The sequence below is a fragment of the Microbacterium sp. 71-23 genome (genome assembly GCF_001897265.1).
GTDB classification, from domain to species: Bacteria; Actinomycetota; Actinomycetes; order Actinomycetales; family Microbacteriaceae; genus Microbacterium; species Microbacterium ginsengisoli.
Window position 1 is genome coordinate 1 of the sequence record NZ_MKSL01000016.1, and the last position, 24749, is coordinate 24749.

Here is a 24749-nt window from a genome sequence, read left to right on the forward strand (position 1 = left end):
CGTGCATGCAGTCGTTCGTGGGTGGCGCGCTGGTCGGAACGACCTCGGCGGGAATCGTGCCGGTGCTGGGGGCGTACCGCGACATCTGGGTCGCATCAGGTGGCGTGACCGGCGCACTGGGGCTGCCGACCGGCGTGACCCAGTGCAACGGGCGTTGGTGCGCTGCGCCCTTCGCCGGGGGGAGCATCCTGTGGTCTCCGGCGACGGGCGCCTACGCGGTTTCGGGGGCGGTCAACATCGCGTGGGTCGGCGCGGGCGGCGCGGCGGGTACGTACGGTCTGCCGATCGCGGCGGCGACGACGTCTAACGGGAAAGTCTCGCAACGGTTCCAGTTCGGCGTGATCTCGGTGAACGGGTGAGCGTCAGTCGTCTCAAAGGGACACGCAGTGCCGAGGTGATAGCGTGGCGGGGCGCCGCGGTCGGTCGGGAACATCGATCTTCGAGCGTGCTCGCGAGGCGGGTGCGAGATCACGGCGGCGATGGTGCCACGACGGAGTCTCGTTGCTGCGCGCCCGTCGCTACAGAGCCGGCTGATCGGGTCGGCGGAAAGAAGGAGGTGCAGCGCGATGTCCGGTGAGGATGAACTCTCGCCCGCGCTCGTCGGCGCGGTGTCCCTGGAGCGGGCGCTCGAAGACGCGGCGATCGCCAATCAACGCGCGATCGAGCTGGCGCAGAAGCTCCTGACCAGTGAAGAGCGCGTGGCCGCGCTGAGTGCGGAGGTCGCGGACCTGAAGCGACTCCTCGATCCGCGCCGCAAGCTGGAACACCTCATCCGTCAGAACCACTCCCTGCACGTAACGGCGCAGCGAGCGAAGCGGATTCTGGGGCGGTGACGGCCGCGCACACGCCGAGGGTCCTCCTCGCCGTCACGTTCTACAACGGGCGCTCATTCGCTGAGCGCACGTTGTCGTCGATCGCCTCCCTGGCACACGACGGATTCGACCTCGATGTCCTCGTCCTCGACGATGCGAGCCCGGAACCGGGATTCAGTGACTATCTCGCGTCTCTGAGCGCCGACGTCGGAGCGACGTACTATCGGTCGCCGCGAAACCTCGGTATCCCGCGCAATGTCAATCTCGGTCTCGCGACCGCCCTCCGTCTCGAATACGACTACGTCGTGATCTCCAACTCGGACGTCATCTACGCGGCGAACTCTCTCGAGGTGATGATGAAGGTGGCCGTCGCGGGCGACGACCTCGCGTCAGTGACGGCGTGGTCGACGAATGTCGACCCGTACTCGCTCCCGAACGCGACAGAGCTCTTCGCCGAGACGCAGGAGGTCTCGGATCGGATCGGGCGTGTCCTCGAGCAGACATTCGGCACGGAGACGCTTGATATCCCGGCGGGAATCTCGTTCGCCATGATCATCCCCACCCGAGTGCTGTCGGCGGTCGGGCTGATGGACCCCATCTTCGGTCGCGGCTACGGCGAGGAGTCGGACTGGTCGGCGCGGGCGACAAGCGCGGGCTTCCGTCATGTCCTTGCGACCGGCGCGTTCGTCTATCACGCCGGTCGAGGCTCCACTCTCGCTGCCGGGGTAGTGAGTGGCGACGAAATCGCCAACTGGGCGAATCAGCGCATCGTCAACCATCGGTCGCCGATGTTCCGATGGAATGTGGACGGGTTCCTTGCGTCCGGAGCGGTGGAAGTCGCCCAGTCCCGCGCGGTGACTGCCCTCGTCCGATCCGCCGCGGACGAGTCCGGGTATTCCCTGATCACCGCTGCGCGCGACTGGGTCGATCAGAGCCCCGAGATCGTGTCGGTTGCCATCCGTTCTGAGGTGAGCGAGATCTGCACCGCGCACTGGTACGGATTCGTGGCAGAGATCGACACCGTCTCCGCCGACGTCGAAGGCGACATCCGACGCTACTTCGGTGGACGGAATCCGGTGTACAGCAATATCAGACCGCCAGTCTGGGACGTGGCCGGCGCCGCGTACCCCCGCTCGATCTGAGGTTCGGATGACGACGCTTCACGCAGCTTTCAACCCGCGAAAGAACTCCATCGGATTCCTCCGGTGGCTCATGGCATTCATGGTGATCTTCTCGCACGCCGGCCCGGTCGCGGGGCTGTTCGGTGGAGTGGACATCGGCGAGCAGTGGCACGCGGAGACCTCCCTGGGTGGTGTGGCCGTCACAGGGTTCTTCTTTCTGTCGGGCATGCTCATCACGCGGAGCATGACCAATTCGAGCTCTCCCGTGAGGTTCCTGTGGCATCGCGTCGTCAGGATCTTCCCCGCCTGGTTTCTGATCCTCATCGTCACGGCGTTCGCGCTTGCGCCGCTGGCATGGATCGGTGAGAGGGGGACGATCCGGGGGTTCTTCTCGGTCGCGGTCGACTCGCCCTGGGACTACGTCGCGAAGAACTTCACCCTCATGCTCAACCAGTGGGCGATCTCGGGCACCGGCGCCAGCACGCCCGCCGTCGCGCACGGGTACAACACCTGGAACGGATCCGCCTGGACCCTCATGTACGAGTTCGCCTGCTATCTCGCAGTGCTCGTGCTCGGTCTCATCGGGGCTCTCGCAGGGAGGATCGTGGGCGGCGCGATCGCGGCCGGCGTGCTCATGCTGTCGACGTTCCAAGCGCTGCACGTGGGAGATCTGGCGTCGGTCAGCGGCATCCTTGCGAACCATCAGGTTCTTCAGCTCGCCGCACCGTTCGCGTTCGGCACGCTGGTTCAGCTATTCATCGAGAAAGTGCCGTTCAGCGATGCGCTCGGCATGGGGATGCTCATCATCGCCGCAGTGAGCTGGTGGAAGGGCGGGTGGTTCCTCTTCGGACAGTACGCGTTCGCCTATGGCCTCATCTGGTTCGGCACCCGTGTGACCGCGTTGTCCGGATGGGATCGTCGTGCGGACCTCTCGTACGGGATCTACATCGCCGGGTGGCCCGTGATGTTCCTCGCCGCGAGTCTCAATCTCCAGGGGATCAGCAGCGCTGTCTACCTCGCGGTCGTGATCGTCGCGGTGCATGTCTACGCCTACGTGAGCTGGACGCTCATCGAGAAGCCGGCACTCGATCTGAAGAACTGGCGGCCGCGCATCGTGGCGCGCATCGGCGGCCGGCAATCGGTGCCGCCGAAGGCAGGGGGCGTCGCCGGCCTGCGCCGGGTGAGGTTCGTCCCGCTGACTCTTCTGATCGTGGCCACCGCTGCACTGGTCGTGGTCGGCGTGGCTCGGAACGGCGTATGACGTCCGGCGAATCCCCGCGGCGTACCGTGGTCGTCACGGGCGCCGGCGGATACGTGGGCCGCCACGTCGTCGCTGCGGCGATCGACCTCGGCTACGACGTGCGGGCGGTCGTCCGAACCGCCCGTGCGGATGACGTCGACCCCCGCGCGACCATCCTGCAGGCGGACGTGCTGTCGCCCGAGTTCGACATCACCGCGATCGCATCACCCTCAGAGGTCGCCGCTGTCATCCACCTCGCGTGGCAGGACGGCTTCGTCCACAATGCGCGATCGCACATCGAGTCCGTCTCGGCACATTTCCGGTTCCTCGCCGGGCTCGTGGACGCCGGCATCGTGAGGATCGCCGCGCTGGGAACGATGCACGAGGTGGGCTACTGGGAGGGAGCGATCACCTCCACCACTCCGACCAATCCCGTGACGCTCTACGGGATCGCGAAGGATGCTCTGCGACGCTCGCTCTTCGCCGCACTCGAGGATCGCGCGGAGCTGCTCTGGATGAGGGCCTTCTACATCGTCGGTGATGACCGGCGAAGCAGGTCGATCTTCGGGAAGATCCTCGATGCGTCTGATCGGGGCGATCGGAGCTTCCCATTCACCACCGGACGGACGCTGTACGACTTCATCGACGTCGACGAGCTCGGTCGGCAGATCGCGCTGGCCTCGACGGCGGACGGGTTGGTCGGAGTGATCAACACGTCGAGCGGTGTTCCGGAGTCTCTCGCCGATCGTGTCGAGCGATTCATCGTCGAGAACGGCGTGGACATCTCGCTGCAGTACGGCGCGTTTCCGGATCGGCCGTATGATTCCCCCGGTGTCTGGGGCGATGCGTCCCGGATAAAGGCTCTGATCGCCGCGTCGCCGTTCGCGAAGGAGACATGATGGCGCTCGAATACGGGAAAGAACTCGCCGTTCGCACGACCCCGATCCCCGGTCTGTTGGTGGTCGATCTCCCCGTGCATGGGGACAATCGCGGGTGGTTCAAGGAGAACTGGCAACGCGAGAAGATGACGGCGCTGGGGCTTCCCGACTTTCAGCCCGTGCAGAACAACATCTCGTTCAACGACGCGATCGGAACGACGCGGGGGATCCACGCCGAACCGTGGGACAAGTTCATCTCGACCGCGACCGGCTCTGTGTTCGGCGCGTGGGTGGACCTGAGAGCCGGCGCGTCGTTCGGGACGGTCTTCACCACCGAGTTGGACCCGTCCACGGCGATCTTCGTTCCGAGCGGGGTGGGCAACTCCTACCAGACGCTCGAAACCAACACGGCTTACACATACCTCGTGAACGCGCACTGGAGTGCGGACCGCATGGACGAGTACGCATTCGTCAACCTCGCGGACCGCGCACTAGCGATCTCCTGGCCCATCTCGCTCGACCAGGCCGAGCTCTCCGACAAGGACCGCGGGCACCCGCCGCTCGCCGACATCACCCCTCTCACGACCGACTGACGAGGCGGTGGCGTCAGCTTCCGCCCAGACGGCTGCGGATCCGCTGCCCCCAGGACCGGCGAGCGGCGCGTGTCGCCTCCATGCTCGAGACCGCTTGTCGGGCGGCGTCGAGCTCGACAGCCATCTCCGCCTTCGAGGCCTCGACCTCGTCGAGCACGCGTCGGAGCTCGTCATTCGACGAACGTGCGGCGGTCAACTCGGCAGCGAAGGACGCAGCGTCGTGGATGAGTGACGAGACCACCTGCGGCGACACGACCTCGGGCGGAGCTCCCTCGCGGAATACGACGCGTCCGCCCTCGCCGTAGTCCACGGCTGTCAGGCCGTCGGGCACGCGGGTCCGCAGCAGATCCAGGTAGGCCTCGAACGTGGCGGCGCGATGCGCGATCAACTCGGTGTTCCTCGACGACGCAGCGCCCGCGAGTTCGCTGAATGCATCGGAGAGCGACGCGCCGCCAGCGAGGTCGACGCTCACACTGAGGAAGCCGTCGGTCGTGTCTGATCGGAAGTCGTGGCCGAGACTGATGGTCGGAATTCCCTGCGACGCAGAGATGCCGCATCCATGGACACGCGTGGAGATGACGAGATCGTAGGCGCCGAACAGATCGGCGTAGTCCGCGGAGTCGAACGAATAGCGCACGACGTGGTCCGGGAAGCGCTCACGGAGCACCGGGATCTCATCGATGTAATGGGCGACGAACTCGATGGCGACCTCGGAGCCGTAGGCGGCGATCAGATCGTCGATCGCGGCGCACACCTGCTCGTAGAACGCCGTATCGAGTCCGTTCGCCCACACGGCGTCCTCGTAGGGCACGCCGATCGCGATGCCGACGCGTGTCACCGAGGTGACCTCGCGCGTCGTCGGCGCCGACAGCAGCGCGGGGCAGGGCAGGTACTCGATGTCGAACCGACGCGCAAGCGGGGTCCGGGCGAGGCTCCGGCTGCGTGTGGTGAGCGCCACAGCCTTGCCGAGGGCGACATCCACGAACTCGGGCCGCTCCTCCGGCATGGAACCGAGCCCGAGGCCGATCACGGGGATGCGGTGGCGGAAGACATGGTCGTAGAAGCTCCAGCACCGATCCGACGCCCATTCCGGGCTGCCCGCCATGAGGGCGAGACTCACGGAGGAGAGGTCGGAATCGAACTTGACGGAGTTGCTCGAGAAGCCCAGCCGCAGGTGCGCGGAGAGCCGCTCGTAGAGCGCCCCCGCGGTCTCATCGAGCGGACGCCGGAGGTTTCGGGCGCCGATCGTCGTTCCATCCGCCGGTCGCACGTCCGGGTTGCGGTCGTAGAGCACCGGATCCAGCGGGCCGAATGCCGCGTCGATGATGCGTCGCGTCCCGGCGAGGATGAACTCGTCGCCGGGGTTCCACTGCCGGGTCGCCGAGTACATCGCGAATCGACCTGAGTGGAGCTGAACCGTCACGACAAACGACCGACTTTCGGGGGTGATGAACTACTTTTCCGGGGGGGGAGTCAGCGACCTCGCTCGAGCGCCTTCAACAGGTAGGTGCCGTACCCGCTCTTGACGAGCGGCTCCGCGCGCTCGCGCAGCTCCTCGTCGCTGAGGAAGCCGAGCCGCCACGCCACCTCTTCGGGGCATCCGATCGACAGTCCCTGACGCTTCTCGACAGTGCGGATGAACTCGGTCGCCTCGCTCAGCGAGTCGAACGTGCCGGTGTCGAGCCACGCCGTGCCGCGGGGGAGCACCTCGACGTGCAGGGTTCCGCGGCGCAGGTACTCGAGGTTCACGTCCGTGATCTCGAGTTCCCCGCGAGGTGACGGCGCGAGGTTCCGCGCGATCTCGACCACGTCGTTGTCGTAGAAGTAGAGACCCGGTACCGCATAGTTGCTCTTCGGGATCGTCGGCTTCTCTTCCAGCGACACCACGTGTCCGTCAGGGTCGAACTCGACGACGCCATAGGCGGTGGGATCGTCGACCCAGTAGCCGAACACCACGCCGCCGGTGAGTTCCGTGTAGTTGCGGAACCTCGTGCCCATACCCTGGCCGTAGAAGATGTTGTCCCCGAGAACGAGTGCGACCGAGTCGGATCCGATGTGGTCGGCACCGAGCACGAACGCCTGCGCGAGACCATCGGGAGATGGCTGCTGCGCGTAGGTGATCGACACGCCGAAACGCGAGCCGTCGCCCAGCAGTCGCTCGAACTGGTCGGCGTCGTGGGGAGTGGTGATGATCAGGATGTCGCGGATGCCGGCGAGGATCAGCGTCGACAGCGGGTAGTAGATCATCGGCTTGTCGTAGACCGGAACGAGCTGCTTCGACACGCCGAGAGTGATCGGATGAAGCCGCGATCCGGTTCCGCCGGCCAGGATGATTCCGCGCATTCGTCCATTCTCGCGTAGGTCGCCGCCGCACACCAATCACGCAGACCTGCTGGACTACTGTGGATGCCTATGAGCAGACTCCTCGTCACCGGCGGAGCCGGCTTCATCGGGTCGAATTTCGTTCGCTATGCCGTCGAGAACACCGACCACCACATCACCGTGCTGGACAAGCTCACCTACGCGGGGAATCGGGCCTCTCTCGACGGGCTTCCCGACGAACGTGTGACGTTCGTGCACGGCGACATCGCGGAAGCATCCACTGTGGATCCTCTCGTGCGCGACGCGGATGCCGTCGTGCACTACGCCGCGGAGTCCCACAACGACAATTCGCTCGCCAATCCGAGGCCCTTCCTCGACACGAACATCATCGGCACTTACGTGCTGCTGGAGGCGTCACGACGCTACGACACCCGCTTTCACCACATCTCCACGGATGAGGTCTACGGGGATCTCGAGCTCGACGATCCGGCGCGGTTCACCGAGTCGACCCCGTACAACCCGTCCTCGCCTTACTCCTCGACCAAGGCCGGAAGCGACCTGCTGGTGCGCGCGTGGGTGCGATCGTTCGGGGTCCGTGCGACCATCTCGAACTGCTCGAACAACTACGGCCCGTACCAGCACATCGAGAAGTTCATCCCGCGGCAGATCACGAACGTGCTGCGCGGCATCCGGCCCAAGCTCTATGGCGCGGGCGAGAATGTCCGGGACTGGATCCACGCCGACGACCATTCGTCGGCCGTTCTCGCCATTCTCGAGCAGGGGCGGCTCGGCGAAACCTATCTGATCGGCGCCGACGGCGAGAAGAACAACCGCGAGGTCGTCGAGCTCATCCTCGAGATCATGGGCCAGCCTCGCGATGCCTACGATCACGTGACGGACCGCGCCGGGCACGATCTGCGTTACGCGATCGATTCCACGAAACTGCGCACCGAGCTCGGCTGGCTCCCGACGTACGGGTCGTTCGATCACGGGATCGCGAAGACCATCGACTGGTACCGGGCGAACGAGTCGTGGTGGGCGCCGGCGAAAGAATCGACCGAGGCCTTCTACGCCGCACAGGGCCAGTAGTCGCACCCTACCCGCGCCAGGGTTCAGAGCTCGCGGCCGGAGGGGTCACACTCCTGAGGAGAAGTCGGCGTCGACGTCGATCCGCACGAAGCCGATGGCCCGCGGGTCGGGAACGACGTTGAAGGACGTCGCCTGCATCACGTTGTGGAGACTTTGGCCCGACTCGTCCAACAGTGTGGCGTTGACGAAGTACTTTCCGCCCCCGAGAGCCGGGCGCCTCAGGAGCAACGTGAGATCGCATGCCCCGGCGAATGCCGGCGGAGTGATTCCGAGCCAGTCGGTGCCCGTGACGAAGACCTTCTGCCCCATCGCATCGTCGATCTGGATGCGGCATGTCCACGAGGACAGAGCCTCCGCTGCAACGCGCACGGTGATGGAGAGGTCCTGGCCGGGTTCGAGGGAGTCGCCGACCGAGGATCCCGCAGGCACCGCGGTGACATCTTCGATCGCTCCCTGCGGGCGCGCGCGGGTGCCCTTGGCTGCGTCGCGTTCGGCGATGCGGCGCTCCTCCAGCAGGTCGCGGAACTTCGCCACCGCGAGCGACGGCTTGCCGTCGAAGACGACGTGACCCTTGTCGAGCAGAACGCACCGGCTGCACAGCTCGGAGACCTGGTCGAGCGAGTGGCTCACGAGGATGATGGTCCGACCCTGGCGCTGGAACTCGCGGATGCGATCCATGCACTTGCGCTGGAATGCCTCGTCACCGACCGCCAGTACTTCGTCGACGAGAAGCACATCGGGATCGGTGTGCACCGCGACCGCGAACGCGAGCCGGACGTACATGCCGGAGGAGTAGAACTTCACCTGGGTGTCGATGAAGTCGCCGATCGCTGCAAAGGCGACGATGTCGTCGAACTGCTCCTCGGTCTGCTCGCGGCTGAGCCCGAGCACGGCGGCGTTGAGGAAGATGTTCTCGCGCCCGGTCAGGTCGGGGTGGAAACCCGCACCGAGCTCCAGCAGCGCCGCGAGCCGACCGCGCTCCTCGACGGTACCCGTCGTCGGCTCGATGATCCCGCCGATCACCTTCAGAAGCGTGCTCTTGCCAGATCCGTTGTGCCCGATGAGACCGATCGTCTCGCCGGCGAAGATGTCGAGGGACACGTCGTTCAAGGCCCAGAAGTCCTGGCGGTGGCGGCGGCCGGCGCGACCGAAGGTGACGATGCGCTCCTTGATGGAGGAGTCCTTGCGGATCGTGAAGCGCTTCGAGACGTGCGCGATCTTGGCGACTTCGACCGAAGGCAGGTCGTCGGAGGGTGTCGCGATCGCGGGTGGGGGAGTCATCGGGCTCAGAGCTCCTGGGCGAAGTTGCCCTGCAGGCGCACGAACACGCGGTGGCAGAGGATGAGAAGCACGAGGCCGACCACGACCGAGATCCCGAGACGGAGGGCCAGCCCGCCCGGCGACTCGATATCGCCGCCGGCGACCCAGAAGGCTCGATGGAAGCCGAGCACGGCGAGAGTGAGCGGGTTGTTCGTGTAGGCCTCGAGAAGGATCGGGGACGCGATCAGGGTCTTCACCATCGCCCACGAATACACGATGGGACTCGCCCAGAAGAGGAGCATGGTAATCACCTCGACCAGGTACTGGGTGTCCCGCAGGTACACGTTCACCGCCGAGAACAGCAGTGCGAATGCGGTGCCGTAGATCACGATCACCAGCACCGACGGGACTGCGTAGACGAGCTCCCAGTGCAGAGGGGGCTTCCCGACCATGAGTGTCGCGAGGAGGAGCACGATCAGCTGGATGCTGAAGTTGAACAGCGCAGAGCCCACGCTCGACAACGGGAACACCTCGCGGGGGAGGTAGACCTTCTTCACGAGGCCTGCGTTGGAGAGGACCGAACTGGTGCCGCCGACGACGATCTCCGTGAAGAGGCCGACCGCGGACAGACCGGCGAAGATGTAGACCGCGAAGTCGGGGATGTTCTTGGCGGCGCCGAGGAACTGGCCCATCACGATGAAGTAGATGAGCAGCTGGATGAGCGGTCGGATGAGAGACCAGAGGAAACCCAGAGCGGAGTCCTTGTAGCGCGCTTTCAGATCGCGGCGGACGAGGAGTCCGAGCATCTCGCGGTGCGACAGGATGCTGCGCACCGCCGCCCACGAGGCGCCCCGCCCGGTCACGGCTCCGACCGGGCGAAGCGGGATGGCCTCCAGCCGGCGGGCGCGCGAAGCGGCCTCTCCATCTGAGGTCAACATTCCACCGATCCTATAGCGAAAGCATGGCGTTTTCCGTGGTTCTCGCGCAGCCCGAGAGCGCGGTGGGCGATCTCATCAGGGGCCGGTTGGAGTGCGCGCGGTGCCGCATGCGAAGTCACGGAGCATCCTGTCATACGTGCGCTGAATTCCCGCCGGAAGTGTGGTGGTCGCGAGCGCGTCGAGATCCGTCCAGATCGTGGAGCGAACCCTCAGATCGGGGGCCTGTCCTCCCTGCCCCCCGCCGGCGAGCACGATCGGAGCGCGGGTTCGACGCAGCCGGGCGATCTCACCCAGTACCGCCCCCACGGACACTGCGGTCCCGTACCCGAGGATCTTCAGTGTCGCGCAGCCGGCCTCGCCCGCCTCGGCGCGCCGCGTGGCGGCCACGGCGATCGCCGCACCGTCGTCGACGAACAGGTAATCGCGGAGGGTGTCCAGCGACACGAAGATCGTGGCGGGGGCGCCCGTGAGATAGCTCCGCAGGGCCACGGAGATCAGGCCCTGGGCCTTCGAGACATCCTGACCCGGACCGTAGAGGTTCGTGATGCGTCCGATGACCGCCCGCCCGCCGGTCGACTCCGTCCACGCCGACAGCGAGCGTTCCATATCGAGTTTCGCCTCGCCATAGGCGGAGGCGGCCCGCGCGGACGTTCGTTCCGTGAACGGGGGCGCGGTCGCTGCCGCGTAGGCGCCGCCGACCGAAGAAGCCAGGAACACCGTCGTGCGGGCGGCATCCTGGCCGCGGAGCGCATCGAGGAAAGCGTGGAATGTGGTGATCTCCCGCGCGAGTTCGGCCGCGGGCGTCGCCGTCACGCCCTTCCCTGCGCACCAGTAGATACGCAACGGTCCCGGCTGGGCGACGAACGTGTCGACCGCGTGTCGGAGATCTGCCTCCGCCGTGTCCGCGTCATCCCACCGGACGCGAGTCGCCCACGTGTGGGTGACCGCGCGCCGGATCGCGGAACCGAGCAGTCCGCCGCCGCCGATCACCCAGTCGGGATTCATCGCTGGTCGTCTGACCTCGGTGCACCGAGAGGCCCCGTCGCCGGGTCGCGGACGATCAGATACGACGGCCGTCCGAGAGCCATGTTCACGGCGACGCCCAGGTACTCGGCGATGATCCCGAGCGCGACGAGTACCGCGCCGGTGCCGATCGCGGTCAGCACCATCTGAGAGGTCCACCCATCCGGAACGTTGCCCCAGACGAAACGGGCGACGGTCAGATAGATCGCGAACAGCACGCCGCCTGCCGCGAAGATCACTCCCAGCCACGTGACCAGACGCAGGCCGCGAGTACCCGACGTGAGGATCATTCGCCAGAAGTGCGCGAGCAGCCGCCTGTAGGAGTACCCGGAGGAGCGGTCGCCCTCCTCGCGCAGGCGGACCGGCGCGGTCACGGTACGACGGGAGACCCACGACAGGGCAACATCGAGGTAGACCCCGGTGCCTGAGTACGCCGCGACGCTGCGTGCGATCTCGCCGAGTATCAGGCGGAAGCTGCTGTAATCGCTCGCGCCCGAGCCTCCGAACACCGACTCGAGGATGCGCTTTGCCGCCTTCGAGGCGGCATTGCGCACGGCGCCGTGGGGCGCCGGGTTGTCGCCGACCCCGTACACGACCGTCGCCCGTTCGCTCAGTGCAGCGTCGAGCAGCACGCTGATCTGGGCCGGGTCGTGCTGGCCGTCTTCATCGAGGGTGACGACCCACTCACCGCCCGAGGAGGCGATGCCGGCCAGCGTCGCAGCGTGCTGACCGAAATTGCGGCTCAACCAGACCGCTTTCGCGAACGGATACTCGGTGATGAGCTCGCGGATGACGTCGTCGGAACGATCCGGTCCGTTGTCCCATGCCAACACGACTTCCTCGACGCGCGCCGTCGCCCCGGCGGGTGTCGTGAAGTCTTCGGTGAGCGGGAGGATCTCGGCGAACAGGTCGCGCAGTGTGCGTTCCCCCTGGTAGACGGGAACGACGATGGAGACCCGGTGCACGTAGCGCGACGTCACGCCATCCTCCGTTTGAGAACCTCGAAGGTCACCCGTCGTAGCCGCGAGTTCATCCCGGCCCGGAAGTCACCGACCCGAACGTCGCCTGCGCTGATGACCTGAGGGTGCTCCGTGCGCATCCAGGCGTGGAAGCGACGAGCCTGCTCGGCCTGCGACGCCGACTGGGCCACGGAGCCCTGATCGGCGTTGAGGCGGAACGTCGCGCCCGTCACGAGATCCGGAACGAAATCGCCCTCCAGGAGCACTCGGGTATAGGTTGCCATGTCGATCAGGTAGGGGGAGAGATCTCCGAACCAGCCGCCGGCGCGTTCGAACGCGTCCCGGCGCATCGTCACGCAGCCCGGTTCGCCCAGGATGTTCCTCCCGGCGCGCACGAGTGCGCGTGCGGTGTCCGTGCCGGCCATTTTCGACTTGACGCCCTGCAGCCCCATCGAGCGGATGAGGACGTTACCCGAGGCATCGGTCACGTCGCGCGGGCACGCCGTGAGGACGGCACCCGGATTGGCCTCGAGCAGTGCGACCTGGCGGGCGAGGATGCCCGGGTAGACGACGTCGTCGGCGCAGACGAGCTTCACGTAGGTTCCGCGAGCCTCGGCCGATACGGCGTTCCAGGCCCGCTGCACGTAGCCCCCGGCAGGGATCTGCACGACCCGCACCCGCGGATCCGCCGCGTATCGTGCGATGACGTCGGCCGTGCGGTCGCTCGACGAATGATCGCCGACGATCACTTCCATGTCGGTGTCGGTATCGACCAGCACGGAGTCGAGAGCCTCGGCGATGTACTTCTCGCCGTTGTAGACGGGGAGGACGACCGAGAGGGTGGGGGAGGTCATGACGAGGTTTCCTTCCTCCGGAAGCTGAAGTAGCGGTGTCCGAAGTAGCTCAGGGTGACCGTGACGACCACGATGATCGCCTGGCTGACGATGGGAGTGAGCCCGACGGCCTCGACCAGAAGCGGCAGGGCGACGAGGTTGATGCCGAAGGCGACGAGCTGCACGACCTCGAAGCGGGCGAGGTCCCGCCATACGTGACCCCGCACTCGGAAGACGAACCGGCGGTGCATCCAGAACGCGCACAGGACACTCGCGATGTGTGAGAACACGAGGGTCGCCATGTAGCCCCACAGGCGTCCCACCGTCAGCTCGAACACCACGAACCAGAGGAACCCCACGACCGTGTTGATCCCACCGACGATCAGGAACGCGACGCGCCGATCCTTGATGAGCTTGAGGAGGAGACCGTCTGGCCCGGATCCCCCCGCGTCGTCGACCTTCGTGATGTCTGCCACCGGATTCGCTTCCTCCGACGCCGGGTCGGTTCGGTGGTCGAGTCTAATGGAGCGATTCCGCGTGCTCCCGTGGTGCTCGTGCACTACGACGGCGCGCGATGAAGACGCGCGAGATCGGCCACCAGATGCCGAGCACGACGGCGATCGCGAGCGAGGTGAGCTCGAGCGTCCACCCCGGCGGGCGGAAGCTGATGGTGACGATCTGCCCGACCGAGGCGTGCGACAGATCCACCGTCAGAAGGTAGCCGCGCACCGGCGCTGCCAGGGCTGCACCGCTGACGGAGTAGCCGGGATAGGCGAGCCGGCTCAGCGTGGCGCTCGGATCGGAGCCGAGCGCGTCGATGCGCAGCGTGACGTCTGTGTCCGACTCGCTCGTCACCGTGACCTGCGTGCCCGCGCTCGTCGCCACCACCCCGCCCGCCGTCGGGCCAGGAGTATCGCGTTCGTACACCCACACCGTCGAACCGCTGCGCATCAGATGCCACCCCGGTGCCGCGGGAGGTGCCGTGGGGTATGTCGCGCGCGTCGCGATGATCGTGTTCACGCCGAGCAGATCGGCGACGACTCTGCCGGTCGTCGGGTCAGTCGACAGGAGAGTGGCGTAGGCGGTCTCGCACGTCGAGCCGCGCAGGTCGATGCACAGATCGTTGGTGAAGGCCGTGTAGGGCAGCACCGTGTAGACGTTGCTCACCTCGGTCGGCGAAAAATACCAGAGGTTCCCGACGAGGAGCTCGTCGAAGGACGCGGGATCCCCAACACCCGAATAGACGTCACCGACGACGAACCCGTCGTTGACACCGTCGGTGAGCACCTTCTCCATGGGGTCTGCCGTTGTCGGCGTGGCGAAGGTCGGCAGCGGCGTAGTCCGGTACTCGTAAAGCTGCGGCACGGTGACCGAGATCGTTCCGGCCACCACGACGATCGCTGCGATCGCAGATCTGGTCCCGGGAGGCCAGTTCCATCGCCGTTGAGTGCCGATCAGATAGATCGCGACCAAGGCGATCGTCGTCGCGAGGAAGGTGCCGGCGAGGACCTTCGCGGTCGGGGTCTGCGTCCACGCGAGGTATCCCAGCGCGAGCGTCACGATCAGCATCGCCGTGAGTCCGCGGCGGCCGAGCTTCTGAGGGAATCCGCGCGTGAGCATGACAGCCCAGACGATGACGATCGCGACTGTCAGGTAGGGCAGGAAACGCACCGGCCAGCGAATGGGCCCGATCTGGTCGGGGCCGATGATGATCGCGACCGCGACCGCGGCGAGGACGAGGGGCACGACGAGGTCGCGCCAGCCCCGGCGGAGTACACCCCAGAAGGCGATGGCGAGAGGGAGGGCCCACGAGATCGACATCATCGGCGCGTGCGTCGCGGGGCCCCACCATGCGCCGATGGACATGGTGGCCGTTGGTGAGGCTATCCCGCCGAAATCGGACAGGTCGGCGTTGAGGAACCAGGTCTGGAGGATGCGCGTCGTGCCGCGCGCGGTCACGCCGGCCGTGAGCACACCGGGCAGGAAGACCGCGACGGACACCAGCGCGCCGAATACGGAGGCGTACGCCAGTCTGCGCACCGCCCGCCATTCGCGTCGGACGGCTGCGTCGGCGATGCTGATGACGAGCAGCAGCACCAGCATGATGACACCGAAGACGTAGCCGAACGTGATCAGGAGATAGGCGCTGATCAGATAAGGAAGCGGTCCACCGCCGACCCGGATGCGGCGCACCCCCCACCAGGTGAACGCGAACGCTGCCGCGTTGAACAGACCGGACACCCAGCTTGGCGCGTCCATGTAGACGGTGAAACCCGCGGTCGGGATGATGACGGCGGCAGCGGCCGACCACCAGGCGGATGCCCCGTACGACCGGGCGACCAGGAACGATCCTGCGGAAAAGCAGCCCAATGCCGCGATCTTCACGACGGTCACATACCCGAGGATGTTCGTCGTCGCGACGCTCCCGATGCCGATGACCCAGGCGAGCGGGTTGAACAGCCCCCACTGCCCCTCGGCGAAGTAGTTGCCACCCTGCCAGGCATGCGGATTGAGGATCGGGAACGTTCCCGACTGCGCCAAGACCCCGAGCTCGTGCCAGATGCCGACTGAACCGAGCTGAGTGTCGTCCGCGAAGTAGAACGACGGGGACACGAGGAGTCGTGCGGTCGCGATCGCGATCGTCACGATCACCGCTGCCGCAGCGAGGCCGACCTCGGCCAGCCGGGGGTGTGCGAGCCCGCGCCGGTGGGCTGGGCGTGTCGGGGTGGCGTCGGTCACGAGATGATCCTAGGTCGCGCGCGTCGTGCACCCCGCGGCGGGGAGCGGGGTGGTTTTCGGGCGACGGTACACTTCAGTGTTCGTGCGCGGACCCGGCGCACAATGAAGGGAGCCCTCGTGGATCTGCTCGTCGTCGGTTCCGGATTCTTCGGACTAACGATCGCCGAACGGGCCGCCGCGTCCGGTCGCAAGGTGACCGTGATCGACCGGCGGCATCACATCGGAGGGAACGCCTTCAGCGAGGACGAGGCGAGCACCGGCATCGAGGTCCATCGCTACGGCGCTCATCTCTTCCATACCTCCAACGCGACCGTGTGGGAGTACGTCAATCGGTTCACGACGTTCACGGACTACGTGCATCGGGTCTACACGACGCACCGAGGCACGGTGTTCCCTCTCCCGATCAACCTCGGAACAATCAACCAGTTCTTCCATGCGGCGTTCTCGCCGGACGAGGCCCGCCGCAAGGTGACGGAGCTCGCGGGCGAATTCGACGCCGCCTCCGCCGGCAATCTGGAGGAGCGTGCCATCGGCCTCATCGGGCGCCCGCTGTACGAGGCGTTCATTCGCGATTACACGGCGAAGCAGTGGCAGACCGATCCGAAGGACCTCCCCGCCGAGATCATCAGCCGTCTCCCCGTTCGCTACACATACGACAATCGCTACTTCAACGACACGTGGGAGGGGCTCCCCACCGACGGGTACACCGCCTGGCTCGAGCGCATGGCAGATCACCGCAACATCGAGGTGAAGCTCCACACCGACTTCTTCGACGAATCGCAAGGGCTGAACAAGGCGGCGACCGTGGGGCAGGTCCCGATCGTCTACACCGGTCCGGTCGACCGGTACTTCGACTTCAGCGAGGGGGAACTCTCCTGGCGCACGCTCGACTTCGATGAGGAGGTGCTGGAGGTCGGCGACTTCCAGGGAACCCCCGTGATGAACTACGCGGACGCTGACGTCCCCTACACGCGCATCCACGAGTTCAAGCATTTCCACCCCGAGCGTGCCGACCGCTACCCGCGCGAGCGCACCGTGATCATGCGGGAGTTCTCCCGCTTCGCGACGCGCGACGACGAGCCGTACTACCCCGTCAACACCCCGACCGACCGAGCGGGTCTGCTCGCGTATCGCGAGCTCGCGAAGGGCGAGGTCGACGTGCACTTCGGCGGCCGACTGGGCACGTATCAGTACCTCGACATGCACATGGCCATCGGCGCGGCACTCTCGATGTGGAACAACACACTGGCGTGAGCGTCCGCGCTGCCCGCTAGTCGGACTCGCTCGGCCGAAGACCCAGGTGCACGCGCCACGCGGTCGGACTCGTGAGATCGGGGAGGGCGGCCCGATATGCCGCCGCGAGGGGCGCCCATTCCGCCTCGAGTCGACGATGCAGCGTCATGCTCTCGCGCAGGAGCGTTCGGAATGCACGGCGGTCGTGACGGTAGACGTTCGTCGCCGCGCCGTCGGCGGTGCCGACCCTCGCATGGGGGATTCCGGGCAGACGCCACCAGGTGGCATCCGATTTCGCGAAATCCGTCGCGGGGGCGTCGGCAGGCGCGCTGGGTTCGAACCAGCGCCGCAGCACCCCCGCCGCGGTCGCGCCGACGCGGGCCAGACCGGAGGGGCCGGAGCGCTCGACGCCGATCTCATCGACGGGGAGGTGAAGCTGTCGTGCCGGCCGGCTCACCGCCGGCGACGAGGAGAGGTGGCGCTCGGTCTCGGGGAACGACGTCGCCGCGGCACGTGCCTCGGGCATCGCCTCCGAGAGCGTTCGCCACATGTGGTCCGGCCCGGTGAGGATGTCCCGGATCGCCTGGTGGCGCAGCGTGACCGGGTAGTACTGCATCATCATCAGGTGCTTGAGGTCTGCCCGACGGCTGTGACGCGTGAGCCGGCCGCCCCGAGGGTGCGGCGAGTGCAGCAGCGCGGTCACGATTCGGTTGCGCGCGTGGAAGTAGGCCTGCCAGTCGATCGAGTCGTCCTTGCCGACCCAGGACACGTGCCACAAGGCTGCACCGGGGAGCGATACCGTCCGGATGCCGGCGGTCGCCGCGCGCAGGCAGAACTCCGCGTCATCCCACTTGATGAATGCGGGCAGCGCTGCGCCGACCTCTCGGATGGCTTCCACGGGAAGCAGGCACATCCACCAGCCGTTGTAATCGGCGTCCAGGCGCCGGTGAAGGAGCGGGGTCTGCCGCAGATTCGCGCGACTGAAGTCGTGCGGGAACTGTTCCTGATACAGATTGCGCCACATGAACGGGGCTGACTCGACGACCTCGGCCCAGGCGTGAAGGACGGGGCGGTTCAGAAGGTCGAACATGTGCCCGCCGACGATCGTCGGTCGTGAGGCGAACCGCGCGAACATGATCGATCGGCGCACGGACTCCGGCTCGATGAGGACGTCGTCGTCGAGCAGCTGGACGAAAGCGGTTTCCGGGCGCGACAGCGACTCGATCATCGTGCGGGCAAAGCCGCCAGACCCACCGAGATTGGGCTGCGTGATGACCACCAGCTGATCAGACAGCGCGGTGGCCACCTCGTCGAACCCGGTGGCATCAGTCACCGCGTCGGTGCCCTGGTCGACGAGGAAGATTCTGTCGACCAGGTCACGCAGATCCGGCGCATCGGCGATCTGGCGCAGGGTCTTCACACAGTAGGCCGGCTTGTTGTACGTGGTCACGCCGATCGATGCGCGTCCGTCGCGCGGCGGCTCGATGTCGCTCGTCCATTCAGCGCCGTCGATCTCCATCTCGGACTGGGCGATGACGTCGAACCAGATCCAGCCGCCGTCGCGGTAGGCGTCGAGGGGGATGTCGAAGGAGGTCTCGGTCGTGTCGGCCACCCCCGCGGAGTCGACCTCGCGCCGCACTCCGACGTCGGTCGACCGATAGACGACCAGGGTGCCTTCACCTTTCGTGCGCACCGTCAGGCGCACCTCGTCGACGCTGGTCCACTCCTGCCAGTACGACGCCGGGAACGCATTGAAGTACGTGCCCAGCGACGTGCGCTGACGCGCCGGTATCCGCAGCCGCGTGCGGGAGAGCACGTCGGCGACGTGTGTGTGCTCCTTGAGCTTGCGCACCTGGCCGTCCGTCCGGGCCCATTCGTCCGCGTCGACGTACAGCGGGAGCACGTCAGGGTCGTGGTCGGTCGGCAGGACAAACTTCTGCAGAACGTGCCTCATTGGCGGGATGGTCCCTCGTGTCGATCTGTTCGGGTGCCCGGGCGTAGCCCGTCGCGGGCGCGGTAACGGCGGATCGCTTCCCGGGAGTCGGCCCGGCGCCGGCGCGGTGGTACGCGAGCGCGCCGCCCCGTCGAGCCACGAGTCTATGCGACCCCCCGCTTCAGGAGATGTGAGGAGCCCGCGGTGGTCGGCCGCTCCGGGACGGGTGTCGAGCGTCAGAACTTCGGCAAGGATGGTCGGGTGTTCATCGCGTGGCTCCCGGTCGTGCCCGTCGTCGTCGGCGCGCTCGCCGTCGTGCTGATCCCGGGGATCGCGGCCACCCTGCCGGTGCGCATGGGGCTGCTCTCGCGCGTCGCGCTCGCCGGGCCTATCGGGGTGACGGCGATCGGCGTCGCGGGCATCGTGTCGCAGCCGCTGCACCTGCCGTTCAGCGCCGTGTCGCCGATCATCGTCGCGCTCGTCGTCGCCATCGTGCTGTTCGTGACGACCCGCCTCCTTCCAGGGATCCGGGTGCGCCCCGACGGTGTGCGGGTCGTGTGGCTGCTCCCCGTCTGGATCGTCACGGCGCTCGCCGTCGCGGTGATCGCGTTCTGGCAGGTTCCGTCGCCCGATCTGTTCAGTCAGACCTACGACAACAACTTCCACCTGGCCGCGATCGCGCACATCCTCTCCACGGGCGACGCCTCCTCGCTGACGCTGCGCTCGATCATCGAGACCGGCAAGACGTTCGCGTTCTACCCGTCGGGGTGGCACTCGATCGTCGCCGCGACCGTGCAGGTCACCGGAGCGACCGTGCCCGTCGCGGTGAACGCGGCGTGGATCGCCGTCGTCGCCGGCATCTGGCTGCCCGGGGCGGCCTGGCTCGCGCAGGCGCTCGTGCCGCGGCATCCGCGCGGTATCGTCGCGCTCGTCGCGTTTCCCCTCGGCGCCGCCTTCGGCGCGATGCCTTACGCCCTGCTGAGCTGGGGCACGCTCTACCCGACCTTCCTCGGCACGGCGCTACTGCCCGCGGGCGTCGCGGTCGTGGTGCTCGCGGTGCGAGCGGTCGTCGCGGAGCGCGGCCCTCGCCGTGTCGCCGCGCTGCTCTGGGGCGGGGGGATGTCGCTGACCGCCGCCGCCGCGATCGGCTTCGGCCAGCCACGGGTGCTGGTGAGCTGGGCGGTGCTGCTGCTGCCGTTCGTGCTCGCGACCGCGGGTTCGCTCGTGCGCGCCGGATGGCGTCGCGGCGGGCGCTCCCGTCGCGCGGTGACGTGGAGCCTCATCGGAGTGGTGATCGCCCTCGTCGTGGTCGCGGCGGTCGGCTTCTGGTACCTCGTCGCGCGCCTCGGCCTGTTCACCCGCCCCCTCGACGACCGTCTCGGCGGTCCGCAGGCGAAGGCCACTCAGAGCGTGCTGGACGGCCTCGGGCAGGTTCTGCTGCAAGCGTGGCCGACGGGCTCCACCGTCACCTTCCCGGCGGTGCTGCTCGCCGCGGCGGTGGCCGGCGGTATCCTCGTCGCGCTCCGATCCCGCGGGCTGCGGTGGATCGTGGTGTCCTACGCCGTGCTCGCGCTGCTGTTCGCGGCCGCCGCCGGCTCCGACGACGTCGTCACGAAGCTCGCGACCGCGCTCTGGTACAAGGACCGCTACCGCATCGACTCGGTGCTGCCCGTCATCGGTGTGACCCTCGCGACCCTCGGCGTGCTCGCCGCGACCGCGTGGCTGCGCCGCGCCGGTGCGCGCAGCGGCGGCGCGCTCGCCCTCGCCGGGGTCGTCACCGCGACCTCCGCCGTGTCCCTGGTCGCCGGCGGCGCGTCCGCCTCGATCGGGCGCGTGTTCGCGATGCCGGCCTCGCACGCCACCGAGGCGATCGTCTCCGCCGCGCAGATCGAGTTCATGAGCTCGCGTCTGCCGATGATCGTTCCCGTCGGCCAGCGCGTCATCGGCGACCCGTGGGACGGGTCGGGGCTGTCGCTGCTGTTCGGCGACCGCGAGCCGGGCTTCCCTCACGTCAACGGACAGTGGGATCCGCAGCGGCTGCTGCTCGCCTTCCACCTGCAGGACATCCGCACCGACCCGGCCGTGTGCCAGGCCCTCGACGACCTGCGCGTGCGGTACGTGCTCTACAACCCCCACGCCTTCGGCGGCGGCGACCCCTCGGGGAACCACTTCTCCGGCGTGCACGCCGCCGTCGAGGCGGGCCTGTTCACCCCGGTCGCGACCGACGGCGACACGTCACTGCTCGAGATCACGCAGTGCGGGCCTCTGCCCGCCGGGTAGGGCTCAGTCCCCGAGCGGCGGCATGACCGCCCACGAGCGGTCGCGGGCGATGCGCAGGCCGTCGCGCATGCCGCGGAACAGATTGCTGGTGCCGCGCACCTTCCGCTCGACGATGAGCAGTCGGATGATCTCCTTGACGAACGTGAGCGCCGTGCCGAGCGCGAAACGCACCGGACGGTAGGCGCCGTGCTCGGCGAAGTAGTGCCGCATGATCCCGCGGTTGCGCATGATGTAGTAGCGGTACGCGTCGCTCGACGCGTTCAGGTGCCGGATGCCCATGTCCCACTGGCGGATCTCGCGCGTGCGGGTGAGGACGAACTCGTTGACGATGACCGCGGTCGTGCGCAGCGAGGCGAGCCAGCCGTAGACCGAGTCATCCCAGTAGATGAAGAAGCGCGGGTCGGGAAGGCCGATCTCGGCCACGATCGAGCGGTGGATGAACATGCCCTCGAAGCACCCCGAGTTCATCTCCCGGTAGCCGGCGCCATCGAACCCCGCGGGCGCGAACGGGATCGGGATGCCGAGGGGGATCGACAGGCGGTACTGCCAGTAGAACTCGCTGCCGTCGTAGTCGTAGCGGCGCCCCTGGATGCTCTTGAACCGCGGTGCCCACGCGCCCATGCGCGCGAGTCCGTCGGAGATGACCTCCACGTCGTCGTCCATGAGCCAGATCCACTCGCTGCCCAGCTCGTACGCCACCTGCATGCCGGCGCTGAATCCGCCGGATCCGCCGGTGTTCTCCTCGAGGCGCCGGTAGACGAGATCGGTGCCGAGTCTCGAGCGGTAGCCCTCGACGACCTCGGTGGTGTCGTCGCCCGACGCGTTGTCGACGATCACGACGTGGCCCGGTTTCGGATCCATCGCGATGATGCTGTCGAGGAGCTTCGACAGCAGCGCCGACCGGTTGTAGGTGACGATCGCGATCGTCGCCGACGCGGGGTCGAACGAGGTGGTGGCGGGCACGTCGAAGGCAGGGGATGCGGCGGCCATAGCCCTCACATCCTACCGAGCCTTCCTCGCCACTCCCACAGCGACTGGTGCTCGTAGGCGCGCGTCGCGCAGACGACGAGCAGCAGCCATCCGAATCCCGAGAGGGCGAAGCTCTCGAAGCAGGAGTAGACGATGAGGGCGACGAGCACGAGCGGCGTCCACGCGTAGACGACCGAGCGCCGGTTGGATGCGTCGAGCCATGAACGCACGAAGGCCGTCGCGCAGAGCGCGAAGAAGAGGACGAACCCGATCCAGCCGAGTTGCAGCAGCGCGTCGAAGAAGGCGTTCAGCGCCGACAGGTTGGTCGTGCCCAGGCTGGCGTTGATGGCCGAGAACGGCATGTCGCCGGGGATCCACGGTCCGAACCAGCCCCATCCTCGGAAGGGGTGGCTGCGCACGAATCGCAGCACCGTGAGCCACAGGTCGTAGCGTGCGTTGATGTCGTTGTCGGCGCCGATCAGGGTGATGAGGCGCTGGCGCAGCAGGTAGGCCAGCACGATGCTGGCGAGCACGGCGGCGCCGAGGGTCCACTGCACGGCGGACCGATACGGCGCCCGTGTGTGCCGAACCATCAGCAGAACGGATGTCGCCACCGCGCCGGCGATCGCGACGACCAGCACGATCGGCGATCCCGTGAGGAGGGCGAGCGCTCCGGCGAGCAGCACGGAGCCGAGCGAGAGCCACGGGGAGACCGTGTTCGCTCGCCACTCGATCACGAAGGTCACGATCGCCATCACCGCCGTGAACCCGAGGGCGTTGCGGGTGCCGAAGATGCCCTGGATGGGTCCGAGCGAGGCGATGTTGCCCTGGATGCCGAGGACGTCGATGGGATGGTCGAGGAAGACACCCGCGAGCAGTTCGAGGGCGAGCGAGAGCACGAGCACGATGCGCGCGACGTTGGCGAGCGCGTGCACGACCTCGAGCGTGTCGCGGGTGTTCGCGATCGCGACCCCGACGAGCGCGATCGCGACGATCGAGACCGCTGAGACGAGGCCGGCCTGAGGGTCGGTGTTCCACAGCAGGCTGAGGGCGGCCCACCCGACGAATCCGACGGCGAGCGGCGTGGTCAGCCGGGGGAGGGAGATGACGCGTCGGTGGGCGAGGAGGACGGCCACCGCGAGCACCGACAGCACCGCCACCATGGTGACGTAGGTCGCGATGCCCGCTGTCCGTTCGATGACCGTGCGGCAGCAGACCACCAGGAAAGCGGTCATCGTGAAGGCGTGCGCGAATCTGTCGGAGCCGAGGAGCGTGGTCAGGGGGTGTTCGGGCGGGCGGGCGGAGGCGGCATCCGTCATCGAGACCGCCATTGCTCAGAGACGGCGCCGCGCGCGGGCGCATCGCCGGTCACGCGCGGCGCGCGCTTGATCGCGAACGTCACGGCGACGACGAGTGCCCACGCCGAGGGCGGCAGCCCGGCCGGCGAGGTCGCCGAGTGGATGAGGGTCACCGTCAGAGCGAGGGTCGGCACGAGTGTGAGCGCCGAGTAGGGACGGTCGTCGCGGATGTCCCATCTCGGTCGGTCCACGCCGAAGAACCACGATCGCCACACGGCGCCGGCCAGTGCCGCGGCGCCGAGCACCGTCGCGACGGGGCCGGCGGTGAGCCAGAGGCCGCTCCACGCCGGAGCGATGGTCACCTCCCGCGGCCACAGCACGACCACGATGAGCGAGAGCACCACGGCGGCGGCCGTGTACGCGGCGTACAGCGGCGTGCGTCCGCCGAAACGCCGCACGGTCCGCATGAGGAGCTGGGTGGTGAGCACGAGCCCGACCGCGAGTGCGGCCGCCGCGCCCGCGGGCGACCAGGCGTGCACGAACATCACAAGCTGCAGCGCCAGGACGATCCCGCGCACCCCGCGCCGTGATGCCCGAGCACGCAGCAGGGCGCCGGTCGCGATGAGGCCGGTGAGGGCCGTCGCCGCGAGGACGTCGGGGGATCCGAGGCCACCGGTGATCGAGCCGAGACGCCAGAGCGATCCGTCGCTCACGAGGAGCCCGGTCGCGCCCTCGAGAGGTCCGCGCAGCACGGTCGCCGCCCACGCCTCCAGCGCGAGTCCGGCCCCGAGCACCCATGACGCCGCCGACGAAAGCGCGATCACGAGCTCGACCCACGTCAGCACACTCGCCAGGAAGAGGCCGTGCACCGCGGCGGACGCGAGAGCGAGTGCCGCGGGCCAGAGCGTCGCCCGATCGGGGGAGAGGGCGATGGTCGTCGCCGCGACGACGACGAACGCGAGCGCCGCCCACGGCAGCCGGCGCCAGGCGAGGCGCCCGCGGCCGAAGAGCCAGATCGCGAGCGTGGCCACGAGCGAGGCGGCGAGCAGCAGCTCGGCGACGTCGGGGCCGAGCAGCGATGCCCAGAGAGGGAGACCCACCAGGATGACGAGCGCGACGAGGCACCACGCGCGCAGCAGCAGGTGCGGGGTCGTCTCGCGGAGCGGGGCGGCGGGCGGCGCGGCGATCGGGTGTCTCGAGTGCACGGCCATCGTGATCTCAGCGTAGTC

The 24749-nt window shown here is 67.6% G+C and carries 21 protein-coding genes and 1 pseudogene; 9 read left to right on the forward strand and 13 right to left on the reverse strand.

What is annotated here, in order from left to right; all coding sequences use genetic code 11:
- From BGO15_RS06085 to BGO15_RS06110, 6 genes and pseudogenes are all read left to right on the forward strand, one after another.
- Positions 1-359 (forward strand): LGFP repeat-containing protein (locus BGO15_RS06085; protein WP_502689157.1); only part of this gene is annotated, 359 nt, incomplete at its 5' end.
- Positions 360-566: 207 nt separating this feature from the next.
- Positions 567-833: a hypothetical protein gene (locus BGO15_RS06090; RefSeq protein WP_056208463.1), complete on the forward strand. Its 267-nt coding sequence runs from the start codon at positions 567-569 to the stop codon at positions 831-833.
- A complete protein-coding gene (locus BGO15_RS06095) occupies positions 830-1954 on the forward strand; it encodes a glycosyltransferase family 2 protein (protein WP_056208459.1) in 1125 nt (374 codons plus the stop codon). Before BGO15_RS06090 ends, BGO15_RS06095 begins: the two co-directional genes overlap by 4 nt.
- A gap of 7 nt (positions 1955-1961) precedes the next feature.
- Positions 1962-3194 (forward strand): acyltransferase family protein, encoded by a 1233-nt coding sequence (locus tag BGO15_RS06100; protein ID WP_056208456.1) that lies wholly within the window; start codon positions 1962-1964, stop codon positions 3192-3194.
- Positions 3191-4072: an NAD-dependent epimerase/dehydratase family protein gene (locus BGO15_RS06105; RefSeq protein ID WP_056208451.1), complete on the forward strand. Its 882-nt coding sequence runs from the start codon at positions 3191-3193 to the stop codon at positions 4070-4072. The genes BGO15_RS06100 and BGO15_RS06105 overlap by 4 nt, the downstream gene beginning before the upstream one ends.
- A pseudogene (locus BGO15_RS06110) lies at positions 4072-4632 on the forward strand (dTDP-4-dehydrorhamnose 3,5-epimerase family protein); the annotation flags it as partial. The gene BGO15_RS06105 and the pseudogene BGO15_RS06110, both read left to right, overlap by 1 nt.
- A gap of 25 nt (positions 4633-4657) precedes the next feature.
- Here the strand turns inward: BGO15_RS06110 and BGO15_RS06115 are convergent.
- Together BGO15_RS06115 and rfbA are read right to left on the reverse strand one after the other, a co-directional pair.
- Positions 4658-6067, reverse strand: a complete 1410-nt coding sequence (locus tag BGO15_RS06115) for a polysaccharide pyruvyl transferase family protein (RefSeq protein ID WP_273189677.1) — start codon at positions 6065-6067, stop codon at positions 4658-4660.
- Between the two features lie 50 nt (positions 6068-6117).
- The gene (gene rfbA, locus BGO15_RS06120) at positions 6118-6987 is read right to left on the reverse strand and encodes a glucose-1-phosphate thymidylyltransferase RfbA (protein WP_056518938.1); all 870 of its coding nucleotides are present in this window, start codon (positions 6985-6987) and stop codon (positions 6118-6120) included.
- 69 nt (positions 6988-7056) lie between these two features.
- On the opposite strand from rfbA, the gene rfbB reads away from it, so the two are divergent.
- The gene (gene rfbB / locus BGO15_RS06125; protein WP_056206469.1) at positions 7057-8055 is read left to right on the forward strand and encodes a dTDP-glucose 4,6-dehydratase; all 999 of its coding nucleotides are present in this window, start codon (positions 7057-7059) and stop codon (positions 8053-8055) included.
- 45 nt (positions 8056-8100) lie between these two features.
- Here rfbB and BGO15_RS06130 read toward each other — a convergent pair whose 3' ends face one another.
- The 7 genes from BGO15_RS06130 to BGO15_RS06160 all read right to left on the reverse strand — a co-directional run bounded on the left by BGO15_RS06130 (position 8101) and on the right by BGO15_RS06160 (position 15807).
- The gene (locus BGO15_RS06130; RefSeq protein ID WP_056206471.1) at positions 8101-9336 is read right to left on the reverse strand and encodes an ABC transporter ATP-binding protein; all 1236 of its coding nucleotides are present in this window, start codon (positions 9334-9336) and stop codon (positions 8101-8103) included.
- Between the two features lie 5 nt (positions 9337-9341).
- Positions 9342-10253, reverse strand: a complete 912-nt coding sequence (locus tag BGO15_RS06135; protein WP_056206474.1) for an ABC transporter permease — start codon at positions 10251-10253, stop codon at positions 9342-9344.
- 75 nt (positions 10254-10328) lie between these two features.
- Positions 10329-11258, reverse strand: a complete 930-nt coding sequence (locus BGO15_RS06140) for an NAD-dependent epimerase/dehydratase family protein (protein ID WP_056206476.1) — start codon at positions 11256-11258, stop codon at positions 10329-10331.
- Entirely contained in the window at positions 11255-12256 is a 1002-nt protein-coding gene (locus BGO15_RS06145; protein WP_200930830.1) for a glycosyltransferase, read from the reverse strand. Before BGO15_RS06145 ends, BGO15_RS06140 begins: the two co-directional genes overlap by 4 nt.
- Positions 12253-13089 (reverse strand): glycosyltransferase family 2 protein, encoded by an 837-nt coding sequence (locus tag BGO15_RS06150; protein ID WP_056206478.1) that lies wholly within the window; start codon positions 13087-13089, stop codon positions 12253-12255. The genes BGO15_RS06145 and BGO15_RS06150 overlap by 4 nt, the downstream gene beginning before the upstream one ends.
- A complete protein-coding gene (locus tag BGO15_RS06155) occupies positions 13086-13544 on the reverse strand; it encodes a GtrA family protein (RefSeq protein ID WP_235557391.1) in 459 nt (152 codons plus the stop codon). Before BGO15_RS06155 ends, BGO15_RS06150 begins: the two co-directional genes overlap by 4 nt.
- Positions 13545-13587: 43 nt before the next feature.
- Positions 13588-15807, reverse strand: a complete 2220-nt coding sequence (locus tag BGO15_RS06160; RefSeq protein WP_056518936.1) for a hypothetical protein — start codon at positions 15805-15807, stop codon at positions 13588-13590.
- A gap of 117 nt (positions 15808-15924) precedes the next feature.
- Between BGO15_RS06160 and glf the strand changes: the two genes are divergently transcribed.
- On the forward strand, positions 15925-17061 hold the full coding sequence (gene glf, locus BGO15_RS06165) for a UDP-galactopyranose mutase (protein WP_056518942.1): 1137 nt from the start codon (positions 15925-15927) through the stop codon (positions 17059-17061).
- A gap of 16 nt (positions 17062-17077) precedes the next feature.
- Here glf and BGO15_RS06170 read toward each other — a convergent pair whose 3' ends face one another.
- On the reverse strand, positions 17078-18994 hold the full coding sequence (locus BGO15_RS06170; protein WP_056518934.1) for a glycosyltransferase: 1917 nt from the start codon (positions 18992-18994) through the stop codon (positions 17078-17080).
- 183 nt (positions 18995-19177) lie between these two features.
- Here BGO15_RS06170 and BGO15_RS06175 point away from each other — a divergent pair, with 183 nt between their 5' ends.
- The gene (locus BGO15_RS06175) at positions 19178-21253 is read left to right on the forward strand and encodes a DUF6541 family protein (protein WP_056518932.1); all 2076 of its coding nucleotides are present in this window, start codon (positions 19178-19180) and stop codon (positions 21251-21253) included.
- A 3-nt stretch (positions 21254-21256) separates the two neighbouring features.
- On the opposite strand, the gene BGO15_RS06180 is transcribed toward BGO15_RS06175, so the two are convergent.
- From BGO15_RS06180 to BGO15_RS06190, 3 genes are read right to left on the reverse strand one after another with little or no spacing between them, the layout of a single operon-like run.
- Positions 21257-22243 carry a glycosyltransferase gene (locus tag BGO15_RS06180; RefSeq protein ID WP_056206485.1) on the reverse strand — a complete coding sequence of 329 codons (987 nt, stop codon included), beginning with the start codon at positions 22241-22243 and terminating at the stop codon, positions 21257-21259.
- A 5-nt stretch (positions 22244-22248) separates the two neighbouring features.
- On the reverse strand, positions 22249-23541 hold the full coding sequence (locus BGO15_RS06185) for an O-antigen ligase family protein (protein WP_056206571.1): 1293 nt from the start codon (positions 23539-23541) through the stop codon (positions 22249-22251).
- Positions 23538-24731, reverse strand: coding sequence for a hypothetical protein (locus tag BGO15_RS06190; RefSeq protein ID WP_273189661.1), 1194 nt, complete (start codon positions 24729-24731; stop codon positions 23538-23540). The genes BGO15_RS06185 and BGO15_RS06190 overlap by 4 nt, the downstream gene beginning before the upstream one ends.
- Between the last annotated feature and the right edge of the window lie 18 nt (positions 24732-24749).